Origin of the sequence: Desulfofundulus thermobenzoicus (genome assembly GCF_009428905.1) — a bacterium.
Lineage (GTDB): Bacteria > Bacillota > Desulfotomaculia > Desulfotomaculales > Desulfovirgulaceae > Desulfofundulus_A > Desulfofundulus_A thermobenzoicus.
Genome location: NZ_WHYR01000031.1, coordinates 1 through 24,694 on the forward strand (window position 1 = coordinate 1; position 24,694 = coordinate 24,694).

The following is a 24,694-nucleotide window of genomic DNA, read 5'->3' on the forward strand; positions in this document are numbered from 1 at the left end:
CTGCCGCCCCCCGGCGGAAAAGCTCCGTGAGCCCCGCCCGTCCCAGAAACCAGGCGTCCAGGTTGCGGGAAACCCGGCCGGTGGCGGCGGTATGGTAACCGGGATCGATATAATCCGGCCCCACTTTGTAAGGTTGCACCGTCAGACCGGCCCGGGTAAGGGCGGACATCAAAGCGGTGGCTACGGTGGTTTTGCCGGCACCGCTGTGGGTGGCCGCAATCATTAAACGCGGTATATTGCGCAAATGGCATAACCCCCAACTTGTAAACATTTCCTGGTCAAATTGGCGCTGGCCCGATCCAGCACTCACCGGCACACCGGGTCTTCGTAAAGCAGTGTTATCAATATAAACCTGAAGCACCGGGAGTCAAGTAGTATTCTGGTGTGAGGCGAGTGTGTCAAAGAACCGTCCCCTGACACATGCACCAAAGTGATCGAAATGCCCAGGCCGCGGCCAGACCACTGGTCAGGGCCAAAAAACTGCTCAGGTAAAGCATGTCCACCGCCCGCCGGATGTGATCCGTCCCCGGAAGCACCCCGGATTCATTCATGTAAGGGCGAAAGGAAGGGCGGCCGCCATAGAAGTTCAGCCCGCCCAAACGTATCCCCAGCGCCCCGGCCATGGCCGCCTCGGGAATGCCGCTGTTGGGGCTGGGATGCCGCCCGGCGTCCCGCTTGATTGCCTGCCGGGCTTCCCCGGCCCGGCGACCGGAAAGCCAGGCGGCCAGCACCAGCATCCAGCCGGCCCAGCGGGCGGGCAGGTAGTTGACCACATCATCCAGCCGTGCCGATGCCCAGCCCAGATCCCGGTAAAGCTCGTTGCGGTATCCCACCATGGAATCCAGGGTGTTCACCGCCCGGTAGGCCATGGCCAGGGGGGCACCCCCGATCAGGGCGTAAAAGAGGGGGGATACAAAACCGTCCACAATATTTTCCGCCACCGTCTCCACCGTAGCCCGGATCACTTCCGGGGCACCCATTTGGGCCGTATCCCGCCCCACAATCCACCCCACCTGCTGCCGGGCCAGATCCAGGTCCCCCCGGATCAGGGGCGATAGCACTCTGGCCGCCGCCCCGGCCAGCCCCCGCACGGCCATGGTGGTGGATATCAACCAGATCTCCAACCCGGCGGCCAGCCAGGGATGGATGGCCGCCGCCCCTTGCAAAAGAAGCAGGGTAATAAAATAGCTGCTTCCCACCACCAGCACCGCCAGAATCCCGCCGGCCACCCGCAGTTGCTTCGAACCCCGGGCCACCCGGCGCAGCTGCCTTTCCCCAAACGCAATAAACCGGCCGATGTAAACCACCGGATGGGGCAGCCAGCGGGGATCCCCAATGAGCAAATCGGTAATATAGGCGGCCAGAACCACCAGCATACAAACCTCCACAAATGGTCATTGGTCGTTGGATTCCGGTGGCCTGTGACTGATAACACGGGCCGTAATTGTTACCCAAAACGGCCCGGCACCCACCGGCATACCGGGTCTTCGTAAAACCAGTGGTATCAATTAAACCTGTAACACCAGGAGTAAAGTAGTATTCTGGTGAATGACGGGTATAAAACCGCACGGTTTTAGTGAACAATTACCGGGGGCCGGGCAGATCCAGCAGGCGGTAAATCAGGCCCATATCCAGGCTGCCCCGCACATGGGCCGCCAGCCGGTCGTAATCCCGCTGCCGCTGTTCCTGGTGTCCGGTCCTTTCCCCTTCTTCCAGGGGAGCCAGTCCTTTTCTGATGCGCAGGGTGTTGATAAACTGCCGGCGAAAGCCGTCTGCGTCAAACAAGCCATGGATATAGGTACCGAAAACCAGGCCATCCTCCCTTACCGCTCCGTCCGGGCAATCCACGGTTTCCCCGGAACGGGTGAAAATATGGAAGGCCGGGCTGGACGTATGGCCCAACCGGGTGCGGCCCATATGTATTTCATAACCAGCTATTGTCTGGCCGCTGGCCGGGGAAAGGAGGGGTCCTGCCCCGACCACCCTGGCCTGCACCTGGGTGGTAACCTTTTCCCGGGCGAAGGTGGTGACAATATCCAGCAGCCCCAGTCCTTCCACCCGGGGGACGGCCGATTCCGTCCCCAGGGGATCGGACAGTTCCCGGCCCAGCATCTGAAAACCGCCGCATACGCCCACCACAGGCACCCCCTCCCGGTTCAAACGGCAAATTTCGCCGGCCATCCCGGACCGCTTCAGGGCGACCAGATCCTCTATGGTATTTTTACTGCCGGGGATGATAATCACATCGGGCCGCCCCAGGGGGGTACCCCGGCCGATATACCGGAGGTTGACATCGGGCTCGTCCTCCAGGGCATCAAAGTCGGTGAAGTTGGAAATGTGGGGCAGATGAATGACGGCAATCTCCACCTCCCGTTTGACCGGTGAACGGCTTTTGCGCAGGCTTTCCTCGGACACCGTATCCTCTTCCTGTACCCGGAAACCCTGGAAATAAGGAACCACCCCCGCCACCGGTATACCCGTCCTCTCTTCCAGAAAATCCACCGCCGGCTGAAAGAGCTTTAAATCGCCCCGGAATTTGTTAATAATAATGCCGGCCACCCGCCGGCGGTCCTCTTCCGGCAACAATTCCAGCGTACCGACCACGGAAGCCAGGGCGCCCCCCTTGTCGATATCGGCCGTAAGGAGCACCGGCGCCCCGGCCAACCGGGCCACCCGCATGTTCACAATCTCCGTATTTTGCAGGTTGACTTCCGCAGGGCTGCCGGCTCCTTCGATGGCCACAATATCGTATTGACGGCGGAGGCGGTCCAGTGCCCCGCAGATAACGTCCCAGGCTTTCCGGGCATAACCGTTATGATACTCCTGGGCCGAAAGGTTACCCACCGGCCGCCCCAGCACTATTACCTGGGAAGAAGCCTGTCCCGTGGGTTTTAGCAAAATGGGGTTCATATCCACATGGGGCTCCACCCCCGCCGCTTCGGCCTGGACCACCTGGGCACGGCCCATCTCCCCCCCCTCCCGGGTGACAAAGGAGTTGAGGGCCATGTTCTGGGATTTGAAAGGGGCCACCCGGTAACCGTCCTGATAAAAAATGCGGCACAGGGCGGCCACCAGCACACTTTTGCCCACATGAGACGCGGTTCCCTGCACCATTATGGTTTTGGCCAGCATTTCCGTCATCTCCCTCATCCTTTATTCGCCTATCCGGACAGGATCGTAGCCAGCGATTTAAGTTCCACCGGCAGGCCGGCCACCACCAGGTATACCTGTTCCGCCCTCCGGGCCAGCAACTGGTTGACCCGCCCGGCCAGGTCCCGGTAGGCCCTGCCCAGGGGATTAACCGGCACCAGCCCCATACCCACCTCATTGGACACCATAATCACCCTGGCCCGAACTCCGGCGGCCGCTTCAGCCAGGGACCGGGTTAATTCCTCCATATGGTCTTCCCTTTCTTCCTGCGAGCTGCCGGGATGGGGCCAGTTTTCATCCAGCAACAGATTGGTCACCCACATGGTGATACAGTCGATCAGTATGGCATCATATTCGGCACCGTATTGTTCAATTACCCCATCCAGATGGCGGGTTTCTTCCACCGTACGCCAGCCGGGAGGGCGACGCAAACGGTGCGATTCCACCCGGCGGGCCATTTCCTCGTCCCCAACGGCAGCCGTGGCCACGTAAACCACCCGGGAACCACAGCTTTTGGCCAGCTCTTCGGCAAAACGGCTTTTCCCGCTGCGGGCACCCCCCAGCACCAGTACCAGGGCCAAAGTTACCCCCACCTCTCCTTTATAGTCGTCTGAGGTCAGGTGTAATCATTATTAAAATAAATACCCCGGCCTCACAAGACCGGGGATTTTCGCCAGGTCGTTCCCTCGTTCTTTGAAAAGCCAGTCCCCCTTTACTCGCGAAGGGGTAAAAGGCTCCCGCAGGCAGGTATCCTGGCTTCCGGATCATCGCTGTCCCCACGCCTTCCCTGGCGGTGGCTGATGTGGGGCACTCCCCGGTTACAGTGGCGGAGACCGCTCAGGCATCGCACCTGATTCCCTATTCTCCCCGAAGGGCACCTGCGAGTTACAGGTTGACTTTAGTATCTGTTAAAATGGGAATTCTCTGCTAAACCGAAAAAATCCTGCCCCCCAACAAAAAAATTTTACACTGCGGCACTACCGGATATCTACTTTTTTCCAGCCCGCCGGACGGCACCACGGCTTGCCTCAGCAGCACCGGCCGGCTACATATTCTTTAACCCTCTGCACCAGTTCCTCAATCAGGTGGGGCAGGGGTTCGGGCCGCAGTCCCACCAGTTCCACCGGCCCCCGGACCAGGGGAAGCAAAATCTTGCGGGCGGGGCTGGTCGCCAGGGCGGCGGCCATGGCCGGCGTCAGTTCGCCCATCATGGCGTGGGGAAAGAGTATGCTCACCGGCCCCAGGATCAGGTCCACCCGGGACGCATTATAAATCACGGCATTTTCACCGGTAGCCCCCTCATTGGCGCCGGCGCGCAGAATAACCGAGGTGGCCAGGGCATTGGTGCCCAGGGCCAGGAATTCCACCTCCGGGGGCATTTCCCGGCGCAACCTTTCCATGATATGCTTGCCTATGCCACCGCCCTGCCCGTCCACAACCGCTATACGCATGTTCTTAACCCCTTTAAACTGCTTTTGCCCAAAAGGGCCGGGCAACGGCCCCCTCATCCTTGAATGCTAAATAAAGCGGCCGTCCCCCGTCCTTATTTGCCTTTGCTACTGCCTGTTTTTTCAAGATGTGGAATCCAGGGAACCCCGGGATAAATCTTTCAACCGGGATTCCAGTTCGACAATCTGCAGATTTTTGCGCAAAAGGGACCGGGCATACCGGGAATTGGCCCGGTGCAAACGTTTATTTTCCCTTTCCAGCTGGGCCAGAAAGGTTGTTTTTTCCTTTTCCATGCGTTCAATCAGATTCATCAACACCCGGCGGCTCAAGCGCAGTTGCTCCACCTTTTCTTCCAGTTCCCGGACCCGCCTTTGCAAGTAGGTGACATCCACGGCAACACCACCCCTGGCAGCAGATCTGTTTTTAGTATATGCTTGTGCCGGTGGTGATAGACGAAATGCCCCGCCGGGCCGTGGAGCAGGGGATAACCATAATCATTAAACCGGTGAACTTACCAAACATAAGGTGAACCAGCAGTTCAACCGGTGAGAAATCTTCCCACCCGTTCCACCGCCTCCACCAGCAGATCTTCTTCCTGCACCAGGGCAATGCGCACATAGCCTTCACCGTTGGCACCAAAGGCCAGTCCCGGTACCACCAGTACCCCGGCCCTTTCCAGCAGATCCAGGGCAAACTGCCGGGAAGAAGCATATCCGGCCGGCAGGGGGGCCCATACAAACATGGAGGCGCTGGGTTTGGGCATCGACCAGCCGCAGCGGCCCAGGCCGTCCACCAGCACGTCCCGCCGCCGCTGGTAAAGGCGGGCCGTTTCCTCCACACAATCCTGGGGTCCCTCCAGGGCGGCAATACCGGCCTCCTGAACCACCCGGAAAACTCCGTAATCAATGTTTGACTTTATCCGTCCCAGGGCACCCAGAATTTCCCGGTTTCCCAGGGCGAATCCTATGCGGCAACCGGCCATGTTATAGGTCTTGGAGAGGGAATAAAACTCAATGCCCACCTCCCGCGCCCCGGGCACTTCCAGAAAACTCATGGGTTTAAACCCGTCGTAGGCCAGCTCGGCATAGGCCACATCGTGGCAGACGATAATATCAAATTGCCGGGCAAAGGCCACCACCTTTTCGAAAAAGGGGCGGTTGGCCGAAGCGGCCACCGGATTGTTGGGGTAATTAAGCCACATTAATTTCGCCCGCCGGGCCACCTCTTTGGGGATGGACTCCAGATCCGGCAGAAAACCGTTTCTTGCCAGAAGGGGCATGGGGTAAATTTCCCCTCCGGCCAGCAGAATGCTGCCGGCATAAATGGGATAACCCGGATCGGGCACCAGGGCCACATCCCCGGGATCAATGTAGGCCAGGGCAATGTGGGCCAGCCCGTCCTGGGAACCCATCAAAACCAGCACTTCCCCCTCGGGATCAATAGTCACCCCGAAGCGACGGCGGTACCACCCGGCTACGGCCCGGTGCAGGGCCGGCAGGCCGTCCAGGGGGTAACGGTAGTTCAACGGGTTGTCCACGGCCCGGTGCAGGGCGGCAATGATATGGGGGGCCGGGGGGCGGTCCGGGCTGCCCACACTTAAATTGATCACCTTTCGTCCCCGGGCTTCCACCTGTTTTTTTAATTGCTCCAGCTCGCTGAAAATGGCGGAACTCAGGCCGCGCATCCGTTTTGCCTCTTCCACAGCCACACCCCATTTTAACAGTATTCCAGTTTACAGCTCGGAGTTCGCTCCAACTTGAAACCAGGAACCCGCAACTCGAACTCGCAACAATAACTTTAACCCCGGGCCAGTTCCCTTAACAGGGATACGACCTCGTCGGGGGCGGTGGCGGCACCCAGGAGGTTGTTTTCCCTGTCTTCCCGGCCGTGATAATCGGAACCCCCGGTGGCCACCAGCCCGTAGCGGCGGCAGAGCCGCCGGTAATGCCAGATCATTTCCTGGCTGTGGGCCGGGTAATACACTTCCAGACCCTGCAGGCCCTGCCGGACCAGGGGTGAAATCAGGTGATCACAGCGGCTCAGGCCCGGGTGGGCCAGCACCGCCACACCGCCGGCCTGCCGGATGAGCCGCACCGCCGCCGCCGGTGTATATTTGTACCGGGGCACGTAGGCCGGGCGATCACGCCCCAGGTACTTTTCAAAGGCTTCGGATACCGAACCGACCACGCCCATCTGGATCAGCATCCGGGCCACATGGGGCCGCCCCACGGCTCCCGCACCGGCCAGTTGCCATACCTGTTCCAGATCCACCGGAATCCCCAGGATACGCAAACGGTCCACCATTTTGACCACCCGCTCCCGCCGCGCCCGGCGGAAAAGGGCCAGCTGCTCCCGGAGGGCGCTATTACCGGGTTCAAAAAGATAACCCAGAATATGTACTTCCTGATTGCCTTCCTCGGTGCTGAGCTCCACCCCGCTTAAAACGGTAAAGGACAACCGCCGGCCCTCCTCAAGGGCCGGCCCAAGCCCGTCCACCGAATCGTGATCGGTGATGGCCAGGGCGCTCAATCCGGCCTCCCGGGCTCGCCGGACCACCGTAGCCGGAGAATCGGTACCGTCGGAAGCCGTGGTATGCACATGCAGATCACAGGGCAACCTTTTCACCTCTATTCGACACCCCGCCGGGATCTTCCTGCCCGGAGGGCAAAACCTGTTCCAGTACCCGCAAGAAATTCCCCCCCAGAATTCCCCTGATTTCCTCTTCCCGGTAACCCCGGCGCCACAATGCCCCGGTAAGGCGGGGCAGACAGGAAACATCTTCCAGACCCGGGGTGGTCCTTTCTATTCCGTCAAAATCGGAACCGAGGCCGATGCATCCCGCACCGGCCAGGGAAACAACGTGATCCACGTGATCCAGCAACTTCTCCAGTGATGGTGCGGTGGAATGAATGAAATCGGGATAGAAACACAGACCCATCACGCCACCCCTGGCGGCCAGGGCACGAATCTGGTCGTCGCTTAAGTTGCGCCGGTGATCGCAGACGTACCGGCTGTTGGCATGGGAGGCGATGACCGGCTGGCTGGAAACTTCTAATACGTCCCAGAAACCGGCCTCGGACAGGTGGGAAACATCCACCAGCATGCCCAGGCGGTTCATCTCCCGCACCACTGCACGCCCGAAGCGGGTCAAACCACCCCGGGTACCCCCTTCCGATACCCCGTCGGCCAGCTCGTTGCGATGATTCCAGGTCAGGGTCAGACTGCGCACTCCCAGGCGATGGAGCATGCGCAGCACCTCCAGGCGCCCGCCCAGGGCTTCACCACCCTCAATAGCCAGCAGGGCGCCTATTTTCCCTGTGTTCTGAACCCGCTGGATATCACCGGCACCGGTAATGAACATCATTTCTTCTTCGTTCAATTTCAATTCACCATAAAAACGATCAATCAGCTCCAGCACCCGGGTCACAGCCCTTTCCCGGTGGGTCGGGGCAATATAGGCGGCAAAAAATTGTATCTTTACCCCCCCCTGCCGCAGGCGGGCCAGATCCACATGCCCACCCCGGCCCACATCGGCCAGACGACGGTTCTGGATTTCCATGGCCGTCAGGGTATCACAATGGGCATCCACCACCGGGCTGTTCCGGTGCAGTTGCAACCAGTCCACATTACCACCTCCCCAATAACCACCGGTTCATAGATTAAAAAACCTGTTTATTCCCTTCAGAATAAACAGGCGGTACGGTTACAAACCGGTCCCGGTTGTCTATCTTGGCTCGACAATTAATTTGATGGCCGTCCTCTCTTCACCGTCGATAATAATGTCCGTAAAGGCAGGTATGCAGATCAGATCAACTCCACTGGGCGCTACGAATCCTCTGGCAATGGCTACCGCTTTGACGGCCTGGTTCAGGGCACCGGCACCGATGGCCTGTATCTCTGCACAGCCCCGTTCCCTCAGCACCCCGGCCAGGGCTCCAGCTACAGAATTTGGGTTGGATTTTGCTGAAACCTTCAATACTTCCATGCGGGCAGACCTCCTTCTTCTGTGGTCAAGCTTTATAGAAGACCAATTGCCATCGTACACTTTATATTCGCCACAAGGTAAGAAAATTCCTTTTTTACTGGACCACCTTTTCATAATATTTAACGTTTATTCAGACTATTCGTAATTTTGTATTCTGCGCACTTCTCTGGCCTGACCCGTTTCTTCACTGACATCAATCAAAACGGCATTGAACTGGTAGGGACCGGGAGCCACCTCAAACCGGCGGGGCAGGTGGGTGAGGAATTTATCCAGCACCATCTCCTTTTTTACCCCGATTACGGAATCCCTGGGCCCGGTCATGCCCACATCGGTTATATATGCAGTTCCGCCGGGGAGAATGCGTTCGTCGGCGGTCTGCACATGGGTATGGGTACCACATACCGCCGATACCCGCCCGTCCAGATACCAGCCCATGGCCATCTTTTCGGAAGTGGCCTCCCCATGAAAGTCGACCAGGATCAGGGGCGTAATCCCATTTAGTTCCGATAACAGTTCATCCGCCCTGCGGAAGGGGCAGTCCAGCTCCGACAAAAAAACTCGCCCGGAAAGATTAATCACCGCCACCTTTAGCTGGTTGCGGCTCTCATAAACACCCATGCCCCTCCCGGGAACCCCCCCGGGATAGTTGGCCGGCCGGAGGATTCTCCTTTCCTGATCGATAAAGGTATAAATTTCTTTATTATCCCAGACATGATTGCCCATGGTAAGCACATCAATGCCGCTGGCCCACAATTCCCGGGCCACTTCCCGGGTTATGCCGTTACCGCCGGCGGCATTTTCGCCATTGGCCACCACAAAATCAACGGCCAGTTCCCTGATCAGGCCGGGCATATTTTCTTTAACAGCCCGGCGCCCGGGTCGCCCGACCACGTCCCCGATCATCAGTATACGCACCAGTGGGCAGCCTCCCGCCTATTTGTTAAAAACCAGTACCCGTCCGTCTTCCCTGAAGGCAAATAAATACTTGTCCCCGGCGGCACTGCGCACGCTGTTGAGCATGTGCTCAATGATTTCCTCTTGAATAATCAGGTCCTCTTCAAAAAGGGGTTCGCTGGTCTCGGTTACCAGATTCTTTTTCAGATACTGGTGAAATAGCTGCACAATGAGGGCAATCTCTTCCCGAACCAGGGTTTCCACATCCCGCTGAACCTCGATCATGGTGAGATGGTCGGATGTTTGATGGGTGATCAGAGCTACCCGGATCTGCTTGCCCTCCAGCATATTAAACACTTCTATGCTGTGCATCAACTTTTCCTTCATGGCGGAAATTTCCGTCACGGTTAAATCCCGGGAAGCAATAAAGGTAAATTTCAGCACCTGTCTGGCCGGATCAAAATTGATGGTGGCCACTTCCGGATAACGGACCAGGATAGAAATCAATAACCCCACGCTATCCGTAACATCCTCGCTTCCCCTGTAATGGACGCCCAACAAATGTCACCTGCCTCAACTATCCTCGTAACCGCACAATACGTTAGAATTCTGTTTTGATTATAATAATCCTGCCGGCAGGCCCTTTTCATTACGAAAAAATTTCTGCCAGTAAAGGGAAATGACCCCGGCAAGGGGTCATTTCCCGACAGCTATTATTTAGCATAATCCACCACCCTGGTTTCCCGGATAACCGTTACTTTGATCTGACCCGGGTAATCCAGGTCGCTTTCCACTTTCCTGGCTATCTCCCTGACCAGGCGTACCGCGCCCAGGTCATCCACCTTGTCCGGTTTAACCATGATCCGGATCTCCCGTCCGGCCTGAATGGCGTAGGACTTCTCCACTCCTTCAAAGGAGCTGGCAATTTCCTCCAGTTTCTGCAGCCTTTTGATATAGGCCTCCAGGGTCTCCCGCCGGGCCCCCGGCCGGGCTGCCGAGATGGCATCTGCCGCCTGCACCAGCACTGCCGTTATGGTTTTGGGCTCCTCGTCCCCGTGGTGGGAGGCGATGGCATGAAGCACTTCGGGATGCTCCCGGTATTTTTTGGCCAGCTCCACCCCTATGGACACGTGGGGCCCTTCCACCTCGTGGTCCACGGCCTTCCCAATATCATGGAGCAAACCGGCCCGTTTGGCCGTCTGCACATCCACACCCAGTTCGGCAGCCATCAACCCGGCCAGGTGGGCCACCTCGATGGAATGTTTTAACACGTTCTGGCCGTAACTGGTACGGAATTTCAGGCGACCCAGCAGGTTGATCAACTCCGGATGCAGGCCGTGCACACCGGTTTCAAAGGTGGCCTGTTCGCCGGCCTCCCGGATTTGCATTTCGATTTCCTTACGGGCCTTGTCCACCATTTCTTCAATGCGCGCCGGGTGAATGCGCCCGTCCACAATCAACTTTTCCAGGGCAATACGGGCGGTTTCCCGGCGGATGGGATCAAATCCGGACAGGATAACTGCTTCGGGGGTGTCATCAATGATCAGATCAATTCCGGTAAGGGTTTCAAAAGCCCTGATGTTACGTCCCTCCCGGCCGATAATGCGGCCCTTCATTTCGTCGTTGGGCAGGGGAATGACCGATACGGTGGTTTCGGTAACGTGATCCGCCGCACACCGCTGGATGGCCAGGGAGATTATCTCCCGGGCACGCTTCTCCCCTTCCTCCCGGGCCTTGTTTTCCATATCTTTAATCAACAGGGCAGCTTCATGCTGCACTTCCTTTTCCACGTCGGCCAGCAGTTGCTGGCGGGCCTCCTCGGAAGTCAGCCCCGAGATGCGCTCCAGTTCGCTTACCTGCCGCTTGTACAAATCCTCCAGGCGCGCCCTGGTGTTGTCTATCTCTGCCTCTTTGCGGTTTAATGTCTCCTCCTTTCGCTCGATGCCTTCAATTTTACGGTCCAGGGTTTCTTCCTTCTGCATCAACCTCCGCTCCAAACGCTGCAGCTCGGAACGGCGTTCCTTATGCTCCCTCTCCATTTCATTGCGCAGCTTCAGTACTTCTTCCTTGGCTTCCAGGATGGCTTCCCGCTTTTTAGCTTCCGCCACCTTTTCCGCCTCTTCTATTATTTTCCTGGCCTCGGCTTCCGCCGAAGCTATTCTGGCCTCGGCCAGGTATTTGCGCATCAGGTACCCAATGGCAAAGGCAACCACTGCGGCAATTATGGGGATGATTACAGGCATACTGGGCAAACATATCACCTCCTTGACAAAATATTTTACAAAAAAAATACCGAGTAAAACTCGGTAGAAAAAGAATCGGTACTACTTTTGGTTTTGGGGCACGGGTAGAAGTAAAACGCCTTTCACACCTTTCATGATGGGGTTTACTCCTATATACAACACACCCACAAAAAACCGGGACGATCCGAAAAATCTATATAAAACCCGTATCAGTAGTAACCAATTCTATTTTCTCCCAAACATAATTCTATAGTTTTTCAGGTTAAATGTCAAGGCAGTTCCCCACAGACAGGGATTGGCACACCCGGTAGATAATCTCAGGGCTGAACCCCCGTCGCCGCAAAAAAGCGGCCAGTTTATGCCGGGGATAGGCCGCACCTTCCCGGCCCACTTTCTTTTGGGCCAGGGAAAGGGCTGTGGCGTATTCCTTCCCGTCATCCAGTTCCTCCAGGGTTTCGGCGATAACCTCCCGGGACACGCCCCTGGCCCGCAGCTCCCTGAAGAGGCCTTCCCTCCCCCGGGGGTTGGCGGACAGACGCCAGTTGACCCAATCCCGGGCAAAGGCCCGGTCGTCAACCAGACCGTATTCCTGCAAAAAGGAAAGAACCTCCTGGATAACCGGTTCCGCAAACCCGCATCTTTGCAAACGGCAGAAAATCTCAGCAGTGCTGCGGGGGCGGCAGGCCAGCAGCCGGTAGGCCTTTTCCCGGGCCCTGCGGAATTCTTCTCCGGGCACCTATTCCGCCGCCCCTTCTTCGGCGGCCGAGGGCAGTTTCAGCCCGCCAATTTGCAGCTGCTGGCGGATTTTCTGTTCGATTTCTTCTCTGATTTCAGAATGATTGCGCAAATATTCTTTGGCGTTTTCCCTGCCCTGACCCAGTCTCTCCTCGCCGTATGAATACCAGGTGCCGCTTTTGTTCACTATCTTTAACTCCGCGGCCAGATCCAGCACCGTTCCCTCCCGGGAAATGCCGGTGCCGTACATGATATCAAAGTCGGCCTGTTTGAAGGGCGGCGCCACCTTGTTTTTCACCACTTTCACCCGGGTGCGGCTGCCCACAATGTCCGCCCCCTGTTTTAACGTTTCCTGTTTGCGCACCTCCAACCTTACAGAGGCATAAAACTTCAATGCCCGCCCTCCGGGAGTGGTTTCCGGGTTGCCGTATACCACCCCCACCTTTTCCCTTAGCTGGTTGATAAAGATGGCCACCGTCCGGGACTTGCTGATCACCCCCGTCAATTTGCGCAGGGCCTGGGACATCAGACGGGCCTGCAGGCCCACATGGGCGTCGCCCATTTCACCGTCGATCTCCGCTTTGGGCACCAGGGCGGCCACCGAGTCGATGACCACCACATCAACAGCCCCGCTGCGCACCAGGGCCTCGCAAATTTCCAGCGCCTGTTCACCGGTATCGGGCTGGGCCACCAGCAGGTTTTCAATGTCCACGCCCAGGTTTTTGGCGTAAACCGGGTCCAGGGCATGTTCGGCGTCAATAAAGGCGGCAATCCCCCCCATCTTCTGGGCTTCGGCAATGATGTGCAGAGCCACGGTGGTTTTACCCGAAGATTCGGGACCAAAGATTTCCACCACCCGCCCCCGGGGAACGCCGCCCACACCCAGGGCCATGTCCAGGGTCAGGGCGCCTGTGGGTATAACCTCCACATTGAGCCGGGAAGTCTCCCCCAGTCTCATAATGGCCCCTTTCCCAAACTGCTGTTCAATGCGGGTGAGGGCCGCTTCCAGTACCTTTAGTTTTTCACCGGTCATAAGGACACCACCTTTGTGGCAAACATTTGTTTCATAATATAATACCGTATTTTCCCACCGGGATCAACGGGGTGAAAAAATCCGTCCAACTAATCCACCGCCATCTGCTGGTCCACCAGGTACAAACGAATCATATTCAGACCGGAGTTGACGGCCCCCTGTCTTACACCGTGCCGCCGCCCGGGGAAATGAAATTCCCGGCAGGAGGTGCCTTCCGGTGTGGCCAGGGCTATATAGGTCAATCCCACCGGTTTTTCAGGGGTACCCCCGTCGGGACCGGCAATGCCCGTTACCGACAGCCCCAGATCGGCCCCCGTCAACCGCCTTATCCCTTCGGCCATGGCCACCGCCGTTTCCCGGCTCACCGCCCCGTATTCCTTCAACACGCCGGCAGGTACGCCCAGAACCCCTTCCTTGATCCGGTTGTGATAAGCCACCACACCGCCCAGGAAATACCCGGAGCTACCGGGCACGGAGGTAAGCCGGGACGCCACCAGCCCGCCGGTGCAGGATTCGGCCGTGGCTACCGTCAAACCCCTTTGCGTCAGCAGGCGGCCAACCACTTCTTCCAGCACGTCGTCGTCCATACCAAAAACATAAGCAGACAGACGTTCCCGTACCCTGGCCAGCAAATCCGCCACCATTTGCTCCGCCAGGGCGCCCCCGGGCGCTTTAGCGCTGATGCGCACATGAACTTCTCCCGGTTTGGCCACGTAAGCGATACCCGGGTTGCCCTGCCCTCCCAGATCCCCGATAAGCTGTTGCACGGCCGATTCCCCGATACCGGTCACCTTGAGCAGCCGGGTGCGGGTAACCATGCCCCCCCTGGCCCGGCCGGCCAGGTAGGGCCGCACCGTCCGGGCGAACATGGGCCGCAACTCATCGGGCGGGCCGGGCAACAGGACGAGCACCCTGTCCCTGTATTCCAGCAGGGCACCGGGCGCAGTCCCCACCGGATTGGGCAGTATTTTCGCCCCGGCCGGAAAATAGGCCTGCCGGATCATATTTTCGGGCATGACCGTTCCCCGCCGGGCCATGAAACGGCGGATGTGCTCCAGGGAAGGCGGATCTAAAACCAGGGGCAACCCCAGCACCCGGGCCACCGTATCCCTGGTCAGATCGTCGGTGGTCGGGCCCAACCCCCCGGTGATAATGATCAAATCCGCCCTTTCCAGCGCCCCTTGCAAAACGCCGGCCATCCGGTCCCACTGGTCTCCCACGGTGGTATGCAGGGTGATTTCAATACCCAGGGCCGCCAGCTCCCGGCCGATATACTGGGCATGGGTATTTACTATTTCCCCTATCAGCAGTTCCGTGCCGGTAAAAATCAATTCCGCCTGCATAGGCTCACTTCCTCGTCCAGACCTGATTTTATTATTCGCTGAATGGGCCATAAAACCCTTCCGGGAAAAGAAAAATAGAACAAAAGGGAGCCCCTGCCGGGATCTCCCTTCGGATAATATCCTAATTTTATTTTATGCGGCAACCGGGTCGATGAGCTGGCGCAAGTGTTCCCCCGATATTTTTTCCTGTTCCAGAAGCAAATCGGCAATCCGGGCCAGAACCTCCCGCTTTTCCCCCAGGTAAAAACGCACCCTGGCTTCCTGCTCCTGCAGGATTTCCGTAATCACCCGGTAACGCAGGGAAACGGGCAGCAATTCGGGATCCACCACGCCCAGCCGGGACATGCCGTTTTTAATAATCTCCTCGGCCGTCCGGGTGGCTTCTTGAAAATCATTGCCCGCCCCGGTGCTGCGGTTGCCCAGCAAGATTTCTTCAGCCACCGCACCGGCCAGCATGACAGCAATCTGGTTTTCCAGGTAGTCCCGGGTATACAGGTAGGTATCATCCTCGGGAGTCTGGCGCATATACCCCAGAGCCTGTCCCCGGGGGGTAATGGTGAGGGCGGATACCGAACCGGGCCGGACCATTTCACTTAAAAGGGCATGGCCGGTTTCATGAATGGCCACCCGCCGCAACTCCGCCGGCGCTGGCCGGCGATCCAGGCGGTCACCCATGATTACCTTGTCCACCGCCTCATGAAAGTGACGGCGGTAAATAACCTGGCAGTTTTCCCGCATGGCCAGGATGGCCGCCTCGTTGGCCAGGCTCTCCAGGTGGGCGCCGGAAAAACCAAAGGTCTCCTTGGCCAGGGATTCCAGGCAAACGTCGTCGGCCAGGGGTTTGTTCCGGGTATGCAATTTCAGGATTTCCAGTCGTCCCTTTTTATCGGGCAGATCCACCTTCACCTGGCGATCAAAACGGCCGGGGCGCAGCAGGGCCGGGTCCAGCATATCCACCCGGTTGGTGGCCGCCACCACCAGCACCCGCACCTGATCATCCACCTTCAAACCGTCCATTTCCACCAGCAACTGGTTCAGGGTCTGGTCATATTCATGATGGCTGGTGGTTTGCCCGCGCTTTCCGCCCAGAATGTCGATCTCATCGATAAAAATCAGGGCGTTGCTCTTCCCCTGTTTGACAGCCGTTTCCCGGGCCGTCTGGAACAACCGCCGCACCCGCTGGGCGCCCACGCCGGCGTACATTTCAATAAACTCCGAACCACTGCAGGCCACAAATACGGCATCGGTGTAACTGGCGGCCGCCCTGGCCAGCATGGTTTTGCCCGTGCCGGGTGGACCGGTTAATAGAATGCCCTTCAGCGGCCTGATGCCCAAACGCTGAATCTGCTTATAGTTTTTGATAAAATCCAGTGCTTCCCGCAGTTCCTGGATGGCCGACGCCTGGCCGCCAATATCGGCAAAGGAGATATTATCCCTGGTAACCACCTGTTCGCCGGCAAAATTCCGGGCCAGCAAACCCCGGGAGCGGGCCACGTAGTACAGGCCTGCTCCGGCCGCCCCCAAAAATATTAGCGGGGTAACATCATAACCGGTGGCCACCAGAAAGATCAGGCCGGCCAGCCCAAAACCGAGACCAATTTCCTTGAGCATGGAGACCTCCCTTTCCAACCCGCTTCCAAAACCGGTTCTCCGGCAGGTCGGTCAGTTGACCAGACAGAACATATTTATTATACCATACAAAAGGGAGAAAACCATCCAGGAAATGTGTGCCACCAGATGGCCCTACCGGTCGATGCTTACCCCCGGGAACCGGGTGATGGCCAGGGTTTAGAGGATGAATTAACGCCACAGTATTAGGGGTAACATTTACTCCCGGGGCGGGGTGGCCAGGCGCGGGATGATCTCGTAAAGGTAGCTGCCGCCGTGTTTCATTTGCACATAAATATTGTCCTGATCCAGATGGACGGATACGCCGACCTGTGCCTTTGCCGTTTCGTTCTCCAGGGAACGGATCATTTCCCGGTAGTTTCCCCGGACCTGCGCCTCATAGAGGGCAAACTGGCTGTTATAAAACGCCCTTTGTAATTCCTCGTCCCGCCTGTCCTTTATTTTTAAAATAAAAGGACGTTTACCCAGGACATCCTGGATGGATTTGCGCAAACGGCGGTAGGCCGCCCCCAAATCCGGCACTTCCCTTAGCCGGGCTTCAATTACCAGTACCGCACCATTCTTCTCCAGGGTGTAGGACTCCACCGCCTCATCGGCCTTTAATACCCGGTCCAGTGGTTGGGAAAAACTGTACTTGTTGTATAGCCACTGGGCGCCAAAGAGGATTAACAGGCCGGCCAAAAGTGCCGCCAATACCACGGGAATGCGCCAACCATGCCACTGCATACCTTCTGTCCTTTCCGGTCGCGGATTTAAATGCCGCCCTTTTTGAGCACCGTCCAGCCACGGTTAAAATAATCCAGGCCGGACCAGAGGGTAAAGACAACGGCCAGCCCCATGGCCAGGTTACCCAGGGTAATCCGGGAAGCGTCAAAGGGGAATTCCTGTAAAAAGAGGGCCGCAATGGCCACAATCTGGGTGACCGTTTTCAGTTTGCCCAAAATACTGGCCGCTATCACCGTACCCTCGGCGGCCATAATTGAACGCAGGCCGGTGACGGCAAATTCCCGGCCGATAATAATCATGGCCACCCAGCCCGGGAGACGGTGCATTTCCACCAGGGAGATCAAAGCCGCCGAAATCAACAGCTTGTCCGCCAGGGGATCCATCAACTTCCCCAGGCGGGTGATCTGGTGGTGCTTGCGGGCAATATAACCATCCAGGCCATCGGTACTGGCGGCTAAAATAAATACCGCCGCCGCTATATAATCCCCGTAGGGCACCCGCAGGGAAACCACTGTCAAAAAGATAGGGATTAAAAATATCCTGGCCATGGTTAAGCGGTTGGGCAAATTCATGCCAGTTCCCCCATCAGATCGTACTCGCCGGCACGGCTGATACGCACCTGAACGAAATCCCCCGGAGCAATTATATTGTCCCCGGCCGTAAAGAATACCTTACCGTCCACTTCCGGCGCGTCGGCTTCCCGGCGGCCAAAGTACAAATGGTCCTTTTGCCCTTCAACCAGCACGGTTACCTGCCGTCCCACCAGGGAACGGTTATGCTCCAGGGAGATTTGCTGCTGCAAAAGCATGACCTGCCGGTATCGTTCCTCCTTCACTTCTTCCGGCACCTGGCGGGGCATGGTGGCGGCGGGGGTACCCTCTTCCGGGCAGAATTTGAATACCCCCGCCCTTTCAAAACGCACGGCAGCTACAAAATCAAGCAACTGCCGGAAATCCTCTTCCGTTTCCCCGGGAAACCCTACCATAAAGGTGGTGCGCAGGGTTAAACCCGGTATGGCCCGGCGCAAACCATCGATCAGCTGGCCAAACCTCTCCCCGTTGCCGCTCCGCCCCATCCGGGCCAGCACCGGCCGGCTGACATGCTGCAGGGGCAAATCGATATACCGGCATACCTTTTCTTCCGCAGCCAAAACGTCCACCAGCTCACCGGTAAAACCGTCGGGGTGACCATATAACAGGCGTATCCAGTGAATACCGGATATGCCGGCCAGGGAACGTAACAGGGAAGCCAGGCGACGCTCCCGGTACAGGTCCAGCCCGTACCAGGTGGTGTCCTGGGCCACCAGGACCACTTCCTTTACCCCCCGGGCGGCCAGCTGGACCACTTCCTCTCGGATGGATTCCATGGGACGGCTGCGGTAAGGCCCCCGGATGGCTGGAATGGCGCAATAGGCGCACCGGTTGCTGCAGCCCTCGGCTATTTTCACATAGGCGGTGTGGCCGGGCGTGGCCAGTAGCCGGGGCAAAGGGGAATCGCAGGCATAACCCGGCTCTCCCACCGCCATCACCCGCTGGCCCGCCAGGGCACGCATCACCACATCCACCACCCGGGGTACCGCCCCGGTGCCCATCAACCCGTCCAACTCCGGCATTTCCGCCAGCAACTCCCGGGCATAGCGCTGGGCCAGGCAACCGGCGGCCAGGAGTACCCGGCAGCACCCGTTTTTTTTGTACCGGGCCATTTCCAGGATTTGATTGATGGATTCCTCCTTGGCCGGGGTAATAAATCCACAGGTGTTGACGATCAGAATATGGGCCTCCTCCGGCCGGTTGGTTATCCGGAAACCGGCCCTGTCCAGCTGCCCCAGCATTATCTCCGCATCCACCAGGTTTTTGGCGCAACCGAGGCTGATCATACCAACGGTAAAGGACATTTTTCTCCGCTTTCCTTTCTATGAACAGGCACAGGTCCAGTATACCGGACTGATCCGTTTCCTGTCAAAAATCCCATAAGAAAAGGGCGGCCGCGTAAGGCCGCCGGGTATAAAGAAAAGAACTTATTCACCCAGCAGGTTGACCATTCCTTCATGGATATGGGCGTTGATCTGGGCCAGCACCCTTTTCAACGAGTCAAAATCCGTTATTGTACAGCCTTCGCCCCAGCGGGTAATCAGGTACTGGACAAAGGCCAGGTATCCCTTTACCGAGGCCACCCGGAATAAATCCCGGCAGGTGTTGTTGGAGGGTTGACCCGGACAATCCGCACCGGAATGATGGGTAATGGCGAAGTTGCTCAACTCCCGCCCTTCCCGCCGCCAGGAAAGAATTCCTTCATAAATGTTCACCTCCCGGCCGCAGGAATCGCATATAAAGGATCCCATTTACCAGCCCCCCTCACCGACGGGCACCGTAACTACCCCTGAGTGGTAACGGAAAACTCCCGATTGACTACCTGTCCCCGACCGCCCAGGACGCCCAAATTCTGGCCATTCACCTGGACATTGACCACGCCGGCATTACCCAGTTTAACCCAGATACGCTGCCTGGCCTGGAATGTCCGGGATTGGTTGGCGGCCAGTTCGCCGGTAAACTTATCCTGGCCGTCCACCACCACCCGCATCCAGCATGTTTCATCCGTCACACTGAGCACCAGATTTACCCCGGAAGGAGAAGGGGTGGAAGGAGCAGAGGATACTTCTCCCCCGATTCCCGCGGCGGCATCCGGCTGACCCTGCCCACCCGTGGCCGGCTCCCGGGAAACGGTGGCCGGATCTCCGGACACCTGGGCCGGAGGAGAACCACCGGGATTTCCGCCGGGCTCTGAACCACGGATGATCCCGGCCACCCGCCCGGCCCCCCAAATCAGTATGAAAGCCAGGGCCAGTCCCGCCAGCCCGTAGGCGATACGGCGGTAAGAACCACCGGGCCGGTGGTCCTTCTCCTGAACTGGAGGTGTCTCCGGAACGGTGGCTGCCTCCGGGGGGAAGGCATCCTCCAGCCGGGCCAGCAGTGCCCGTTCATCCAGTTCCAGGAACCGGGCGTAATTGCGCAAAAAGCCGCGCACATAGACCCTTCCGGGTAAAACATCAAAGGCTTCCTTTTCCAGAGCCTCCAGGTATTTGCGGCGAATTTTGGTTTCCTCTTCAACCTGCTCCAGAGTTAGCCCCCGGGCTTCCCGGGCATCCCGGAGAATTTTCCCTATGTCCACAGGGATTCCCTCCCTTCAAATAGTCGTCACACGTCCATGACAACTACCTGTTTTGCCATTCGGGTAAAGAAGTTATCCAATCCCCGATCCGGTCGGCCGCCTTTGGCAAATCGGCGGTGGAAACGCAAAGAGCATACTCCGGACTGGGACCGTCCGGATATTTGTAAAGAGGGTCATAGTATTTGACCAGAAGATAGGCAAAAACCTGTTCAAACTCTCCACGGGCCAGCATTTCGTTTAATGCAGACACCCGTTTCGTGCCCAGGTACTTTTGCAGGGAAGCAGTGGCTTGCTGCAGGGCCGGAATATTCCCATTAGGTGCCCGGGTATAATCTTCCCGGATGCGCCGCACCCGGTTTTCCAGGGAATCGTAAGCCAGCACCCGGTAACCTTCCTCCATGGCTTTGAGGACCACGGGCGGCACCAGCAAGCGCCCCAAACGTCTGCTTTCACACTCCACCAGAAAAATTCCCTTTCCCTCGGCCGCCATCAGCGCTTGTACAATCAGCCCTTCAAACATCTTCTGCCCGGGGGAGGGGGGTAGCCCGATCTTGCCGTAGACCGATCCCCGGTGCCGGGCCAATCCTTCCAGATCCAGCACCGGAAAACCCCTTCCGGCCAGGGCCGCCAGCAGGCGGGTTTTACCCACACCGGTTAAACCGTGGATTACCACGGCCTTTAAGGGCAACCGCTCCACACCCAGATAACGGTTGACAAAACGCCGGTAAGCCTTGTAGCCGCCCAGGATGCGGTAAACGTTGAACCCCATCACGTCCAGTATGGAAGCAGTAAATTGACTGCGCAACCCTCCCCGCCAGCAAAAAAGAACCACCGGCCGGCCGCCCGCCCGTTCCGCAAAGGCCCCGATCCAGTGGGACAAACGGGGGGAAACCAGTTCCAGCCCCAGTTTCCGGGCCTCCGCCGGCCCCCGGTGACGATAAACGGTACCCACCAGCGCCCGCTCCACGTTATCCAGCAGGGGAATATTCACCGCTCCGGGAATGGTGGCTTCCTGGTACTCACCCTCGGAGCGCACATCCACCAGCAGTACATCCGGCAGACGAAGGGCCTCTTCTATGGTAATATCCCTGATCATACCGTATCCCCAAAAACCCTTACCGGCTGTAAGCCCATAATATTATTCATAGCATTTGCCCGCAAATACATTGTTAATTCTCAACAGCGTCTTATAAAGATTTTTCTACATCCTTCGCCCCGTTTCCTTTCGATATGGGGAAAATTTAAGTCACCTTTTTTTTGAAGGTTTGTTCATATTGCTCCAGGCTGATGAGCACCGGGCGTGGTTTGCTTCCTTCATACCCTCCCACTATCCCCTTCCTTTCCATAATATCAATCAACCTGGCCGCCCGGGCATACCCCACGTGCAGGCGCCTTTGCAAGAGGGAAATGGATGCATGTCCCGTTTTAATAAAAATTTCCACCGCCCTGGGCAGCAGCTCGTCTTCCGGTTCCTGATGGGTCTCTGCCCGCACTTCTTCCACCAGAAAGCGTTCATCATAACGGGGCCTGGCCTGACCTTTGAGGAAGGAAACCAGATTTTCCACTTCCCGGTCGGACAGGAAGGCCCCCTGAACGCGCAACGGCTTGGGCGCCCCCACCGGGAAAAAGAGCATATCCCCTTTGCCCAGAAGCTTTTCAGCCCCGGCCATATCCAGAATGGTGCGGGAGTCGATCTGTGACGAAACGGCAAAGGAAATCCGGGAAGGGATGTTGGCCTTGATTAAACCGGTGATCACATCCACCGACGGCCGCTGGGTGGCCACCACCAGGTGGATGCCGGCCGCTCTGGCCATCTGGGCCAGGCGGCAGACGGCATCCTCCACATCGGCGGGGGCGATCATCATTAAATCCGCCAGTTCATCAATAATCAGCACGATAAGGGGGAGCGGGCCCTCTTCCGCCGGTGACGGCACCTGATTGCGGAAAAGATCGTTATAGCGCGTAATATCCCGCACCCCGGCGGAGGCAAAAAGGGAATAGCGGCGTTCCATCTCCTTCACCGCCCAGCGCAGGGAGGTGGCCGCCTTTTTCGGATCGGTAACCACCGGCGACACCAGGTGTGGAATGCCGTTATAGGTGGCCAGCTCCACCATTTTGGGATCGATAATCAGGAATTTCACTTCCTCCGGCCGGGCCTTGAAAAGAATGCTGGCAATTATGGTATTTAAACATACGCTTTTACCCGAACCGGTGGCCCCGGCAATGAGCAAATGGGGCATCTGGGCCAGGTCCGCCAGCACCGGATTACCGGCGATATCCTTACCCAGGGCCACGGTCAGCCGGGAGGCGGCCTGCTGAAACTCCACCGTTTCCAGCAATTCCCTCAAGAAAACCATGGCAATCTCCCGGTTGGGCACCTCAATTCCCACGGCCGCCTTGCCGGGAATGGGCGCTTCGATGCGCACATCGGGAGCAGCCATGGACAGGGCTATATCATCGGCCAGGCCGACAATGCGGCTTACCTTGATTCCGGGGGAGGGCTGAATTTCATACCGGGTAATGGCCGGTCCGCGGGAAACCTGGGTTACCCTGGCCTTCACCCCGAAACTGTGCAGGGTCTCTTCCAGAACACGCACGTTTTCCGCTATGTCCCTGTTATTTTTATTACCTCTGGCACCGGCCGGTTTGGCCAGCAGGTACAGGGGAGGCAGCTGATAGGAACCATCGGGATCACCCGCAGGGGACGCTTCCCTGGCCGCACTGGCCGGCACAATGCGCAGCACCCGGGAACTGCCGCTATCCCCGGGCGGATTTTTTTTCTCTTCCGATAATACCTCCACCGGGGGAGCCTTTTCCGGGAGCGCGTTCCCGGCTCCGCTGTGATCAATGATCACCGGCCGGGAAGCGGCTTCGACCGCCGCTTCTTCCACTTCCGTAAAGAAATAGCTGTTAACAAAAGTTCCCAACCGCTGGCAAAAATTCTTCCCTGTTTCGCCGCAACGGACCATCGCCTGCCGCAAGGAAACATTGCCGCCCATCAACAGCCCCACCGCCGCCATGGTGACCAGGACTATGGCGGTGCCGGCCGGACCGAAGGAGCGCAGGATAAGAAAATAGCAGATTCCACCCACCAGCCCTCCCCCTTCACCGGCCAGCCCGGCCTGCAGGGCATACTCCGGAGGAATCAGCATATGCAGCAGAATCAGGGCCACCACAAAGAGAAGGGCGCCCCCGTAAAAGCGCTGGCCGGCCCGCACCCGTCCTCTGCCCAGCATTAGCCGCAGGCCGCCCAATATCAACAGGAGAGGGAAAAGATAACGCCCTTCTCCGGCCGCACCGCGCAGTAAGCGCTCCACCAGCCGGCTGACCAGACCCATCTCGGGGGTGAGCAGGCTCACCAGCCCCAGGATACCCGTGGAAATCAGAATGATACCGCCAATCTCGTGGCGCTGCTGTTCTTTTAGATGCTTGATTTTCACGACCACCAGCCTCCAGGAGAATGGGTTGCCCGGCATGGAAGGCGGGGGGTTTGTGGTCGCCCCCGAACCGCCCCAAAGATTGCCCACAAAAGATGTCCGTAAATAATTATACCACAAATACTGGCAGACTCCTGCAAGATAACTATATTTTGCCATGAAACAAAAAAGAACCCCCGAGGGACCGGCAATGCAGAAACCGCCTCAGGGACTATTATCAGGGGACCATTCCTTCGCCAACCTGTTTTACGCCACCTCAGCCAGCAGCAGATGGGGCAACTCCCATTGCGGCCTGGCGGCAATAATTAACCTGAGCCAGGTGACCGCTTCGGTAATCTTATCCTGACGCACCAGCACGTAAGCCAGATTATAGGCCATCTCCAGGTCATGGGGGCGCAGGGAAAGTATTTCATGATAAAGCTTTTCCGCCCGGTGCCATTCCCGCTCCAGGGTCAACAGTACGGCGTGGGCCACTTTACCGGAAATGCTCCCCGGTGAAATCAGGTAAATATTGCGGTAAATAAGCTTCACTTTGGAAATATCCTCCGCCCTGGCGGCATTTCTGGCACAAATGCTGTAGATAAAAACCATGATGTCACTGATGTAAAAAATAACATAGAGGGCCGCCAGCAACAGTCCCAGCACCACCAGAGCACTCTCCCTGGGAAGTCCTGCTACGCACACATACAACACCGCCAGGAAACAAAGCACCACGAACGCCCCGTCTTTTACCCGCCACAGGCGCATACACCCACCCCCTCTTTAATGGGCATACATCCTTTTTAGTGATAGCATTTATGCCCCAGGGTTTTCTTTCGCTCCTTGTTTTAAGGCCAAAGGCTGCATTTCCGGACGTAATGGTCATGGAATGGCGGCAATTGCTTTGTGAAAAATATCACGCC

At 57.7% G+C, this 24,694-nt stretch carries 25 protein-coding genes and 1 riboswitch; all 25 genes read right to left on the minus strand.

Annotation, left to right across the window (positions count from 1 at the left end; genetic code table 11):
- On the minus strand, nt 1-223 hold a 223-nt coding region (locus tag GFC01_RS11560; RefSeq protein WP_479723384.1), incomplete at its 3' end, for a nucleotide-binding protein.
- 175 nt (nt 224-398) lie between these two features.
- Nucleotides 399-1,376 (minus strand): adenosylcobinamide-phosphate synthase CbiB, encoded by a 978-nt coding sequence (gene cbiB, locus GFC01_RS11565; RefSeq protein ID WP_152947286.1) that lies wholly within the window; start codon nt 1,374-1,376, stop codon nt 399-401.
- Between the two features lie 208 nt (nt 1,377-1,584).
- The gene (locus GFC01_RS11570; RefSeq protein WP_194174924.1) at nt 1,585-3,132 is read right to left on the minus strand and encodes a cobyric acid synthase; all 1,548 of its coding nucleotides are present in this window, start codon (nt 3,130-3,132) and stop codon (nt 1,585-1,587) included.
- A gap of 29 nt (nt 3,133-3,161) precedes the next feature.
- Nucleotides 3,162-3,731 carry a bifunctional adenosylcobinamide kinase/adenosylcobinamide-phosphate guanylyltransferase gene (gene cobU, locus GFC01_RS11575; protein ID WP_152947287.1) on the minus strand — a complete coding sequence of 190 codons (570 nt, stop codon included), beginning with the start codon at nt 3,729-3,731 and terminating at the stop codon, nt 3,162-3,164.
- Between the two features lie 144 nt (nt 3,732-3,875).
- Nucleotides 3,876-4,047: riboswitch (cobalamin riboswitch) on the minus strand.
- A 131-nt stretch (nt 4,048-4,178) separates the two neighbouring features.
- Nucleotides 4,179-4,601, minus strand: a complete 423-nt coding sequence (locus GFC01_RS11580) for a DUF3842 family protein (RefSeq protein WP_152947288.1) — start codon at nt 4,599-4,601, stop codon at nt 4,179-4,181.
- A gap of 120 nt (nt 4,602-4,721) precedes the next feature.
- Nucleotides 4,722-4,991: a translation initiation factor 2 gene (locus GFC01_RS11585; protein WP_341473926.1), complete on the minus strand. Its 270-nt coding sequence runs from the start codon at nt 4,989-4,991 to the stop codon at nt 4,722-4,724.
- 146 nt (nt 4,992-5,137) lie between these two features.
- Nucleotides 5,138-6,301 carry an LL-diaminopimelate aminotransferase gene (locus tag GFC01_RS11590; protein ID WP_341473927.1) on the minus strand — a complete coding sequence of 388 codons (1,164 nt, stop codon included), beginning with the start codon at nt 6,299-6,301 and terminating at the stop codon, nt 5,138-5,140.
- Between the two features lie 95 nt (nt 6,302-6,396).
- Nucleotides 6,397-7,215 (minus strand): PHP domain-containing protein, encoded by an 819-nt coding sequence (locus GFC01_RS11595; RefSeq protein ID WP_152947290.1) that lies wholly within the window; start codon nt 7,213-7,215, stop codon nt 6,397-6,399.
- Entirely contained in the window at nt 7,205-8,224 is a 1,020-nt protein-coding gene (locus tag GFC01_RS11600) for a dipeptidase (protein WP_341473928.1), read from the minus strand. The genes GFC01_RS11595 and GFC01_RS11600 overlap by 11 nt, the downstream gene beginning before the upstream one ends.
- A 99-nt stretch (nt 8,225-8,323) precedes the next feature.
- Nucleotides 8,324-8,584: a stage V sporulation protein SpoVS gene (spoVS, locus tag GFC01_RS11605; RefSeq protein ID WP_012032475.1), complete on the minus strand. Its 261-nt coding sequence runs from the start codon at nt 8,582-8,584 to the stop codon at nt 8,324-8,326.
- 135 nt (nt 8,585-8,719) lie between these two features.
- Complete coding sequence (locus GFC01_RS11610) at nt 8,720-9,499, minus strand: TIGR00282 family metallophosphoesterase (RefSeq protein ID WP_341473929.1); 780 nt, start codon at nt 9,497-9,499, stop codon at nt 8,720-8,722.
- An 18-nt stretch (nt 9,500-9,517) separates the two neighbouring features.
- On the minus strand, nt 9,518-10,036 hold the full coding sequence (locus GFC01_RS11615; protein WP_152947291.1) for a hypothetical protein: 519 nt from the start codon (nt 10,034-10,036) through the stop codon (nt 9,518-9,520).
- Nucleotides 10,037-10,191: 155 nt separating this feature from the next.
- Nucleotides 10,192-11,721 (minus strand): ribonuclease Y, encoded by a 1,530-nt coding sequence (rny, locus tag GFC01_RS11620; protein ID WP_152947317.1) that lies wholly within the window; start codon nt 11,719-11,721, stop codon nt 10,192-10,194.
- A gap of 262 nt (nt 11,722-11,983) precedes the next feature.
- On the minus strand, nt 11,984-12,457 hold the full coding sequence (locus GFC01_RS11625; RefSeq protein ID WP_152947292.1) for a RecX family transcriptional regulator: 474 nt from the start codon (nt 12,455-12,457) through the stop codon (nt 11,984-11,986).
- Nucleotides 12,458-13,489, minus strand: coding sequence for a recombinase RecA (gene recA / locus GFC01_RS11630; RefSeq protein WP_152947293.1), 1,032 nt, complete (start codon nt 13,487-13,489; stop codon nt 12,458-12,460).
- Between the two features lie 89 nt (nt 13,490-13,578).
- Nucleotides 13,579-14,832, minus strand: a complete 1,254-nt coding sequence (locus GFC01_RS11635) for a competence/damage-inducible protein A (RefSeq protein WP_152947294.1) — start codon at nt 14,830-14,832, stop codon at nt 13,579-13,581.
- Between the two features lie 132 nt (nt 14,833-14,964).
- Entirely contained in the window at nt 14,965-16,443 is a 1,479-nt protein-coding gene (locus GFC01_RS11640; protein WP_152947295.1) for an AAA family ATPase, read from the minus strand.
- Between the two features lie 216 nt (nt 16,444-16,659).
- Nucleotides 16,660-17,187: a hypothetical protein gene (locus GFC01_RS11645; RefSeq protein WP_152947296.1), complete on the minus strand. Its 528-nt coding sequence runs from the start codon at nt 17,185-17,187 to the stop codon at nt 16,660-16,662.
- A 26-nt stretch (nt 17,188-17,213) separates the two neighbouring features.
- Complete coding sequence (gene pgsA / locus GFC01_RS11650) at nt 17,214-17,759, minus strand: CDP-diacylglycerol--glycerol-3-phosphate 3-phosphatidyltransferase (RefSeq protein ID WP_152947297.1); 546 nt, start codon at nt 17,757-17,759, stop codon at nt 17,214-17,216.
- Nucleotides 17,756-19,081 carry a 30S ribosomal protein S12 methylthiotransferase RimO gene (rimO, locus tag GFC01_RS11655; RefSeq protein ID WP_152947298.1) on the minus strand — a complete coding sequence of 442 codons (1,326 nt, stop codon included), beginning with the start codon at nt 19,079-19,081 and terminating at the stop codon, nt 17,756-17,758. Before rimO ends, pgsA begins: the two co-directional genes overlap by 4 nt.
- 123 nt (nt 19,082-19,204) lie before the next feature.
- Nucleotides 19,205-19,528 carry a hypothetical protein gene (locus tag GFC01_RS11660; protein ID WP_152947299.1) on the minus strand — a complete coding sequence of 108 codons (324 nt, stop codon included), beginning with the start codon at nt 19,526-19,528 and terminating at the stop codon, nt 19,205-19,207.
- 32 nt (nt 19,529-19,560) lie between these two features.
- On the minus strand, nt 19,561-20,355 hold the full coding sequence (locus tag GFC01_RS11665) for a RodZ domain-containing protein (RefSeq protein ID WP_152947300.1): 795 nt from the start codon (nt 20,353-20,355) through the stop codon (nt 19,561-19,563).
- Between the two features lie 43 nt (nt 20,356-20,398).
- On the minus strand, nt 20,399-21,451 hold the full coding sequence (gene mnmH, locus GFC01_RS11670; protein WP_152947301.1) for a tRNA 2-selenouridine(34) synthase MnmH: 1,053 nt from the start codon (nt 21,449-21,451) through the stop codon (nt 20,399-20,401).
- 145 nt (nt 21,452-21,596) lie between these two features.
- Nucleotides 21,597-23,795: a DNA translocase FtsK gene (locus tag GFC01_RS11675; RefSeq protein WP_423244391.1), complete on the minus strand. Its 2,199-nt coding sequence runs from the start codon at nt 23,793-23,795 to the stop codon at nt 21,597-21,599.
- Between the two features lie 243 nt (nt 23,796-24,038).
- On the minus strand, nt 24,039-24,539 hold the full coding sequence (locus tag GFC01_RS11680) for a tetratricopeptide repeat protein (protein WP_152947303.1): 501 nt from the start codon (nt 24,537-24,539) through the stop codon (nt 24,039-24,041).
- Nucleotides 24,540-24,694: the final 155 nt, after the last annotated feature.

Coding starts and splice junctions, on each gene's coding strand:
- GFC01_RS11580 (WP_152947288.1), bottom strand. CDS start 4,601: ATGCGTATAGCGGTTGTGGACGGGCAGGGCGGTGGCATAGGCAAGCAT.
- GFC01_RS11570 (WP_194174924.1), bottom strand. CDS start 3,132: ATGCTGGCCAAAACCATAATGGTGCAGGGAACCGCGTCTCATGTGGGC.
- recA (WP_152947293.1), bottom strand. CDS start 13,489: ATGACCGGTGAAAAACTAAAGGTACTGGAAGCGGCCCTCACCCGCATT.
- rimO (WP_152947298.1), bottom strand. CDS start 19,081: ATGTCCTTTACCGTTGGTATGATCAGCCTCGGTTGCGCCAAAAACCTG.
- spoVS (WP_012032475.1), bottom strand. CDS start 8,584: ATGGAAGTATTGAAGGTTTCAGCAAAATCCAACCCAAATTCTGTAGCT.
- GFC01_RS11660 (WP_152947299.1), bottom strand. CDS start 19,528: ATGGGATCCTTTATATGCGATTCCTGCGGCCGGGAGGTGAACATTTAT.
- mnmH (WP_152947301.1), bottom strand. CDS start 21,451: ATGATCAGGGATATTACCATAGAAGAGGCCCTTCGTCTGCCGGATGTA.
- cbiB (WP_152947286.1), bottom strand. CDS start 1,376: ATGCTGGTGGTTCTGGCCGCCTATATTACCGATTTGCTCATTGGGGAT.
- rny (WP_152947317.1), bottom strand. CDS start 11,721: ATGCCTGTAATCATCCCCATAATTGCCGCAGTGGTTGCCTTTGCCATT.
- GFC01_RS11680 (WP_152947303.1), bottom strand. CDS start 24,539: ATGCGCCTGTGGCGGGTAAAAGACGGGGCGTTCGTGGTGCTTTGTTTC.
- pgsA (WP_152947297.1), bottom strand. CDS start 17,759: ATGAATTTGCCCAACCGCTTAACCATGGCCAGGATATTTTTAATCCCT.
- GFC01_RS11640 (WP_152947295.1), bottom strand. CDS start 16,443: ATGCTCAAGGAAATTGGTCTCGGTTTTGGGCTGGCCGGCCTGATCTTT.
- GFC01_RS11645 (WP_152947296.1), bottom strand. CDS start 17,187: ATGCAGTGGCATGGTTGGCGCATTCCCGTGGTATTGGCGGCACTTTTG.
- GFC01_RS11635 (WP_152947294.1), bottom strand. CDS start 14,832: ATGCAGGCGGAATTGATTTTTACCGGCACGGAACTGCTGATAGGGGAA.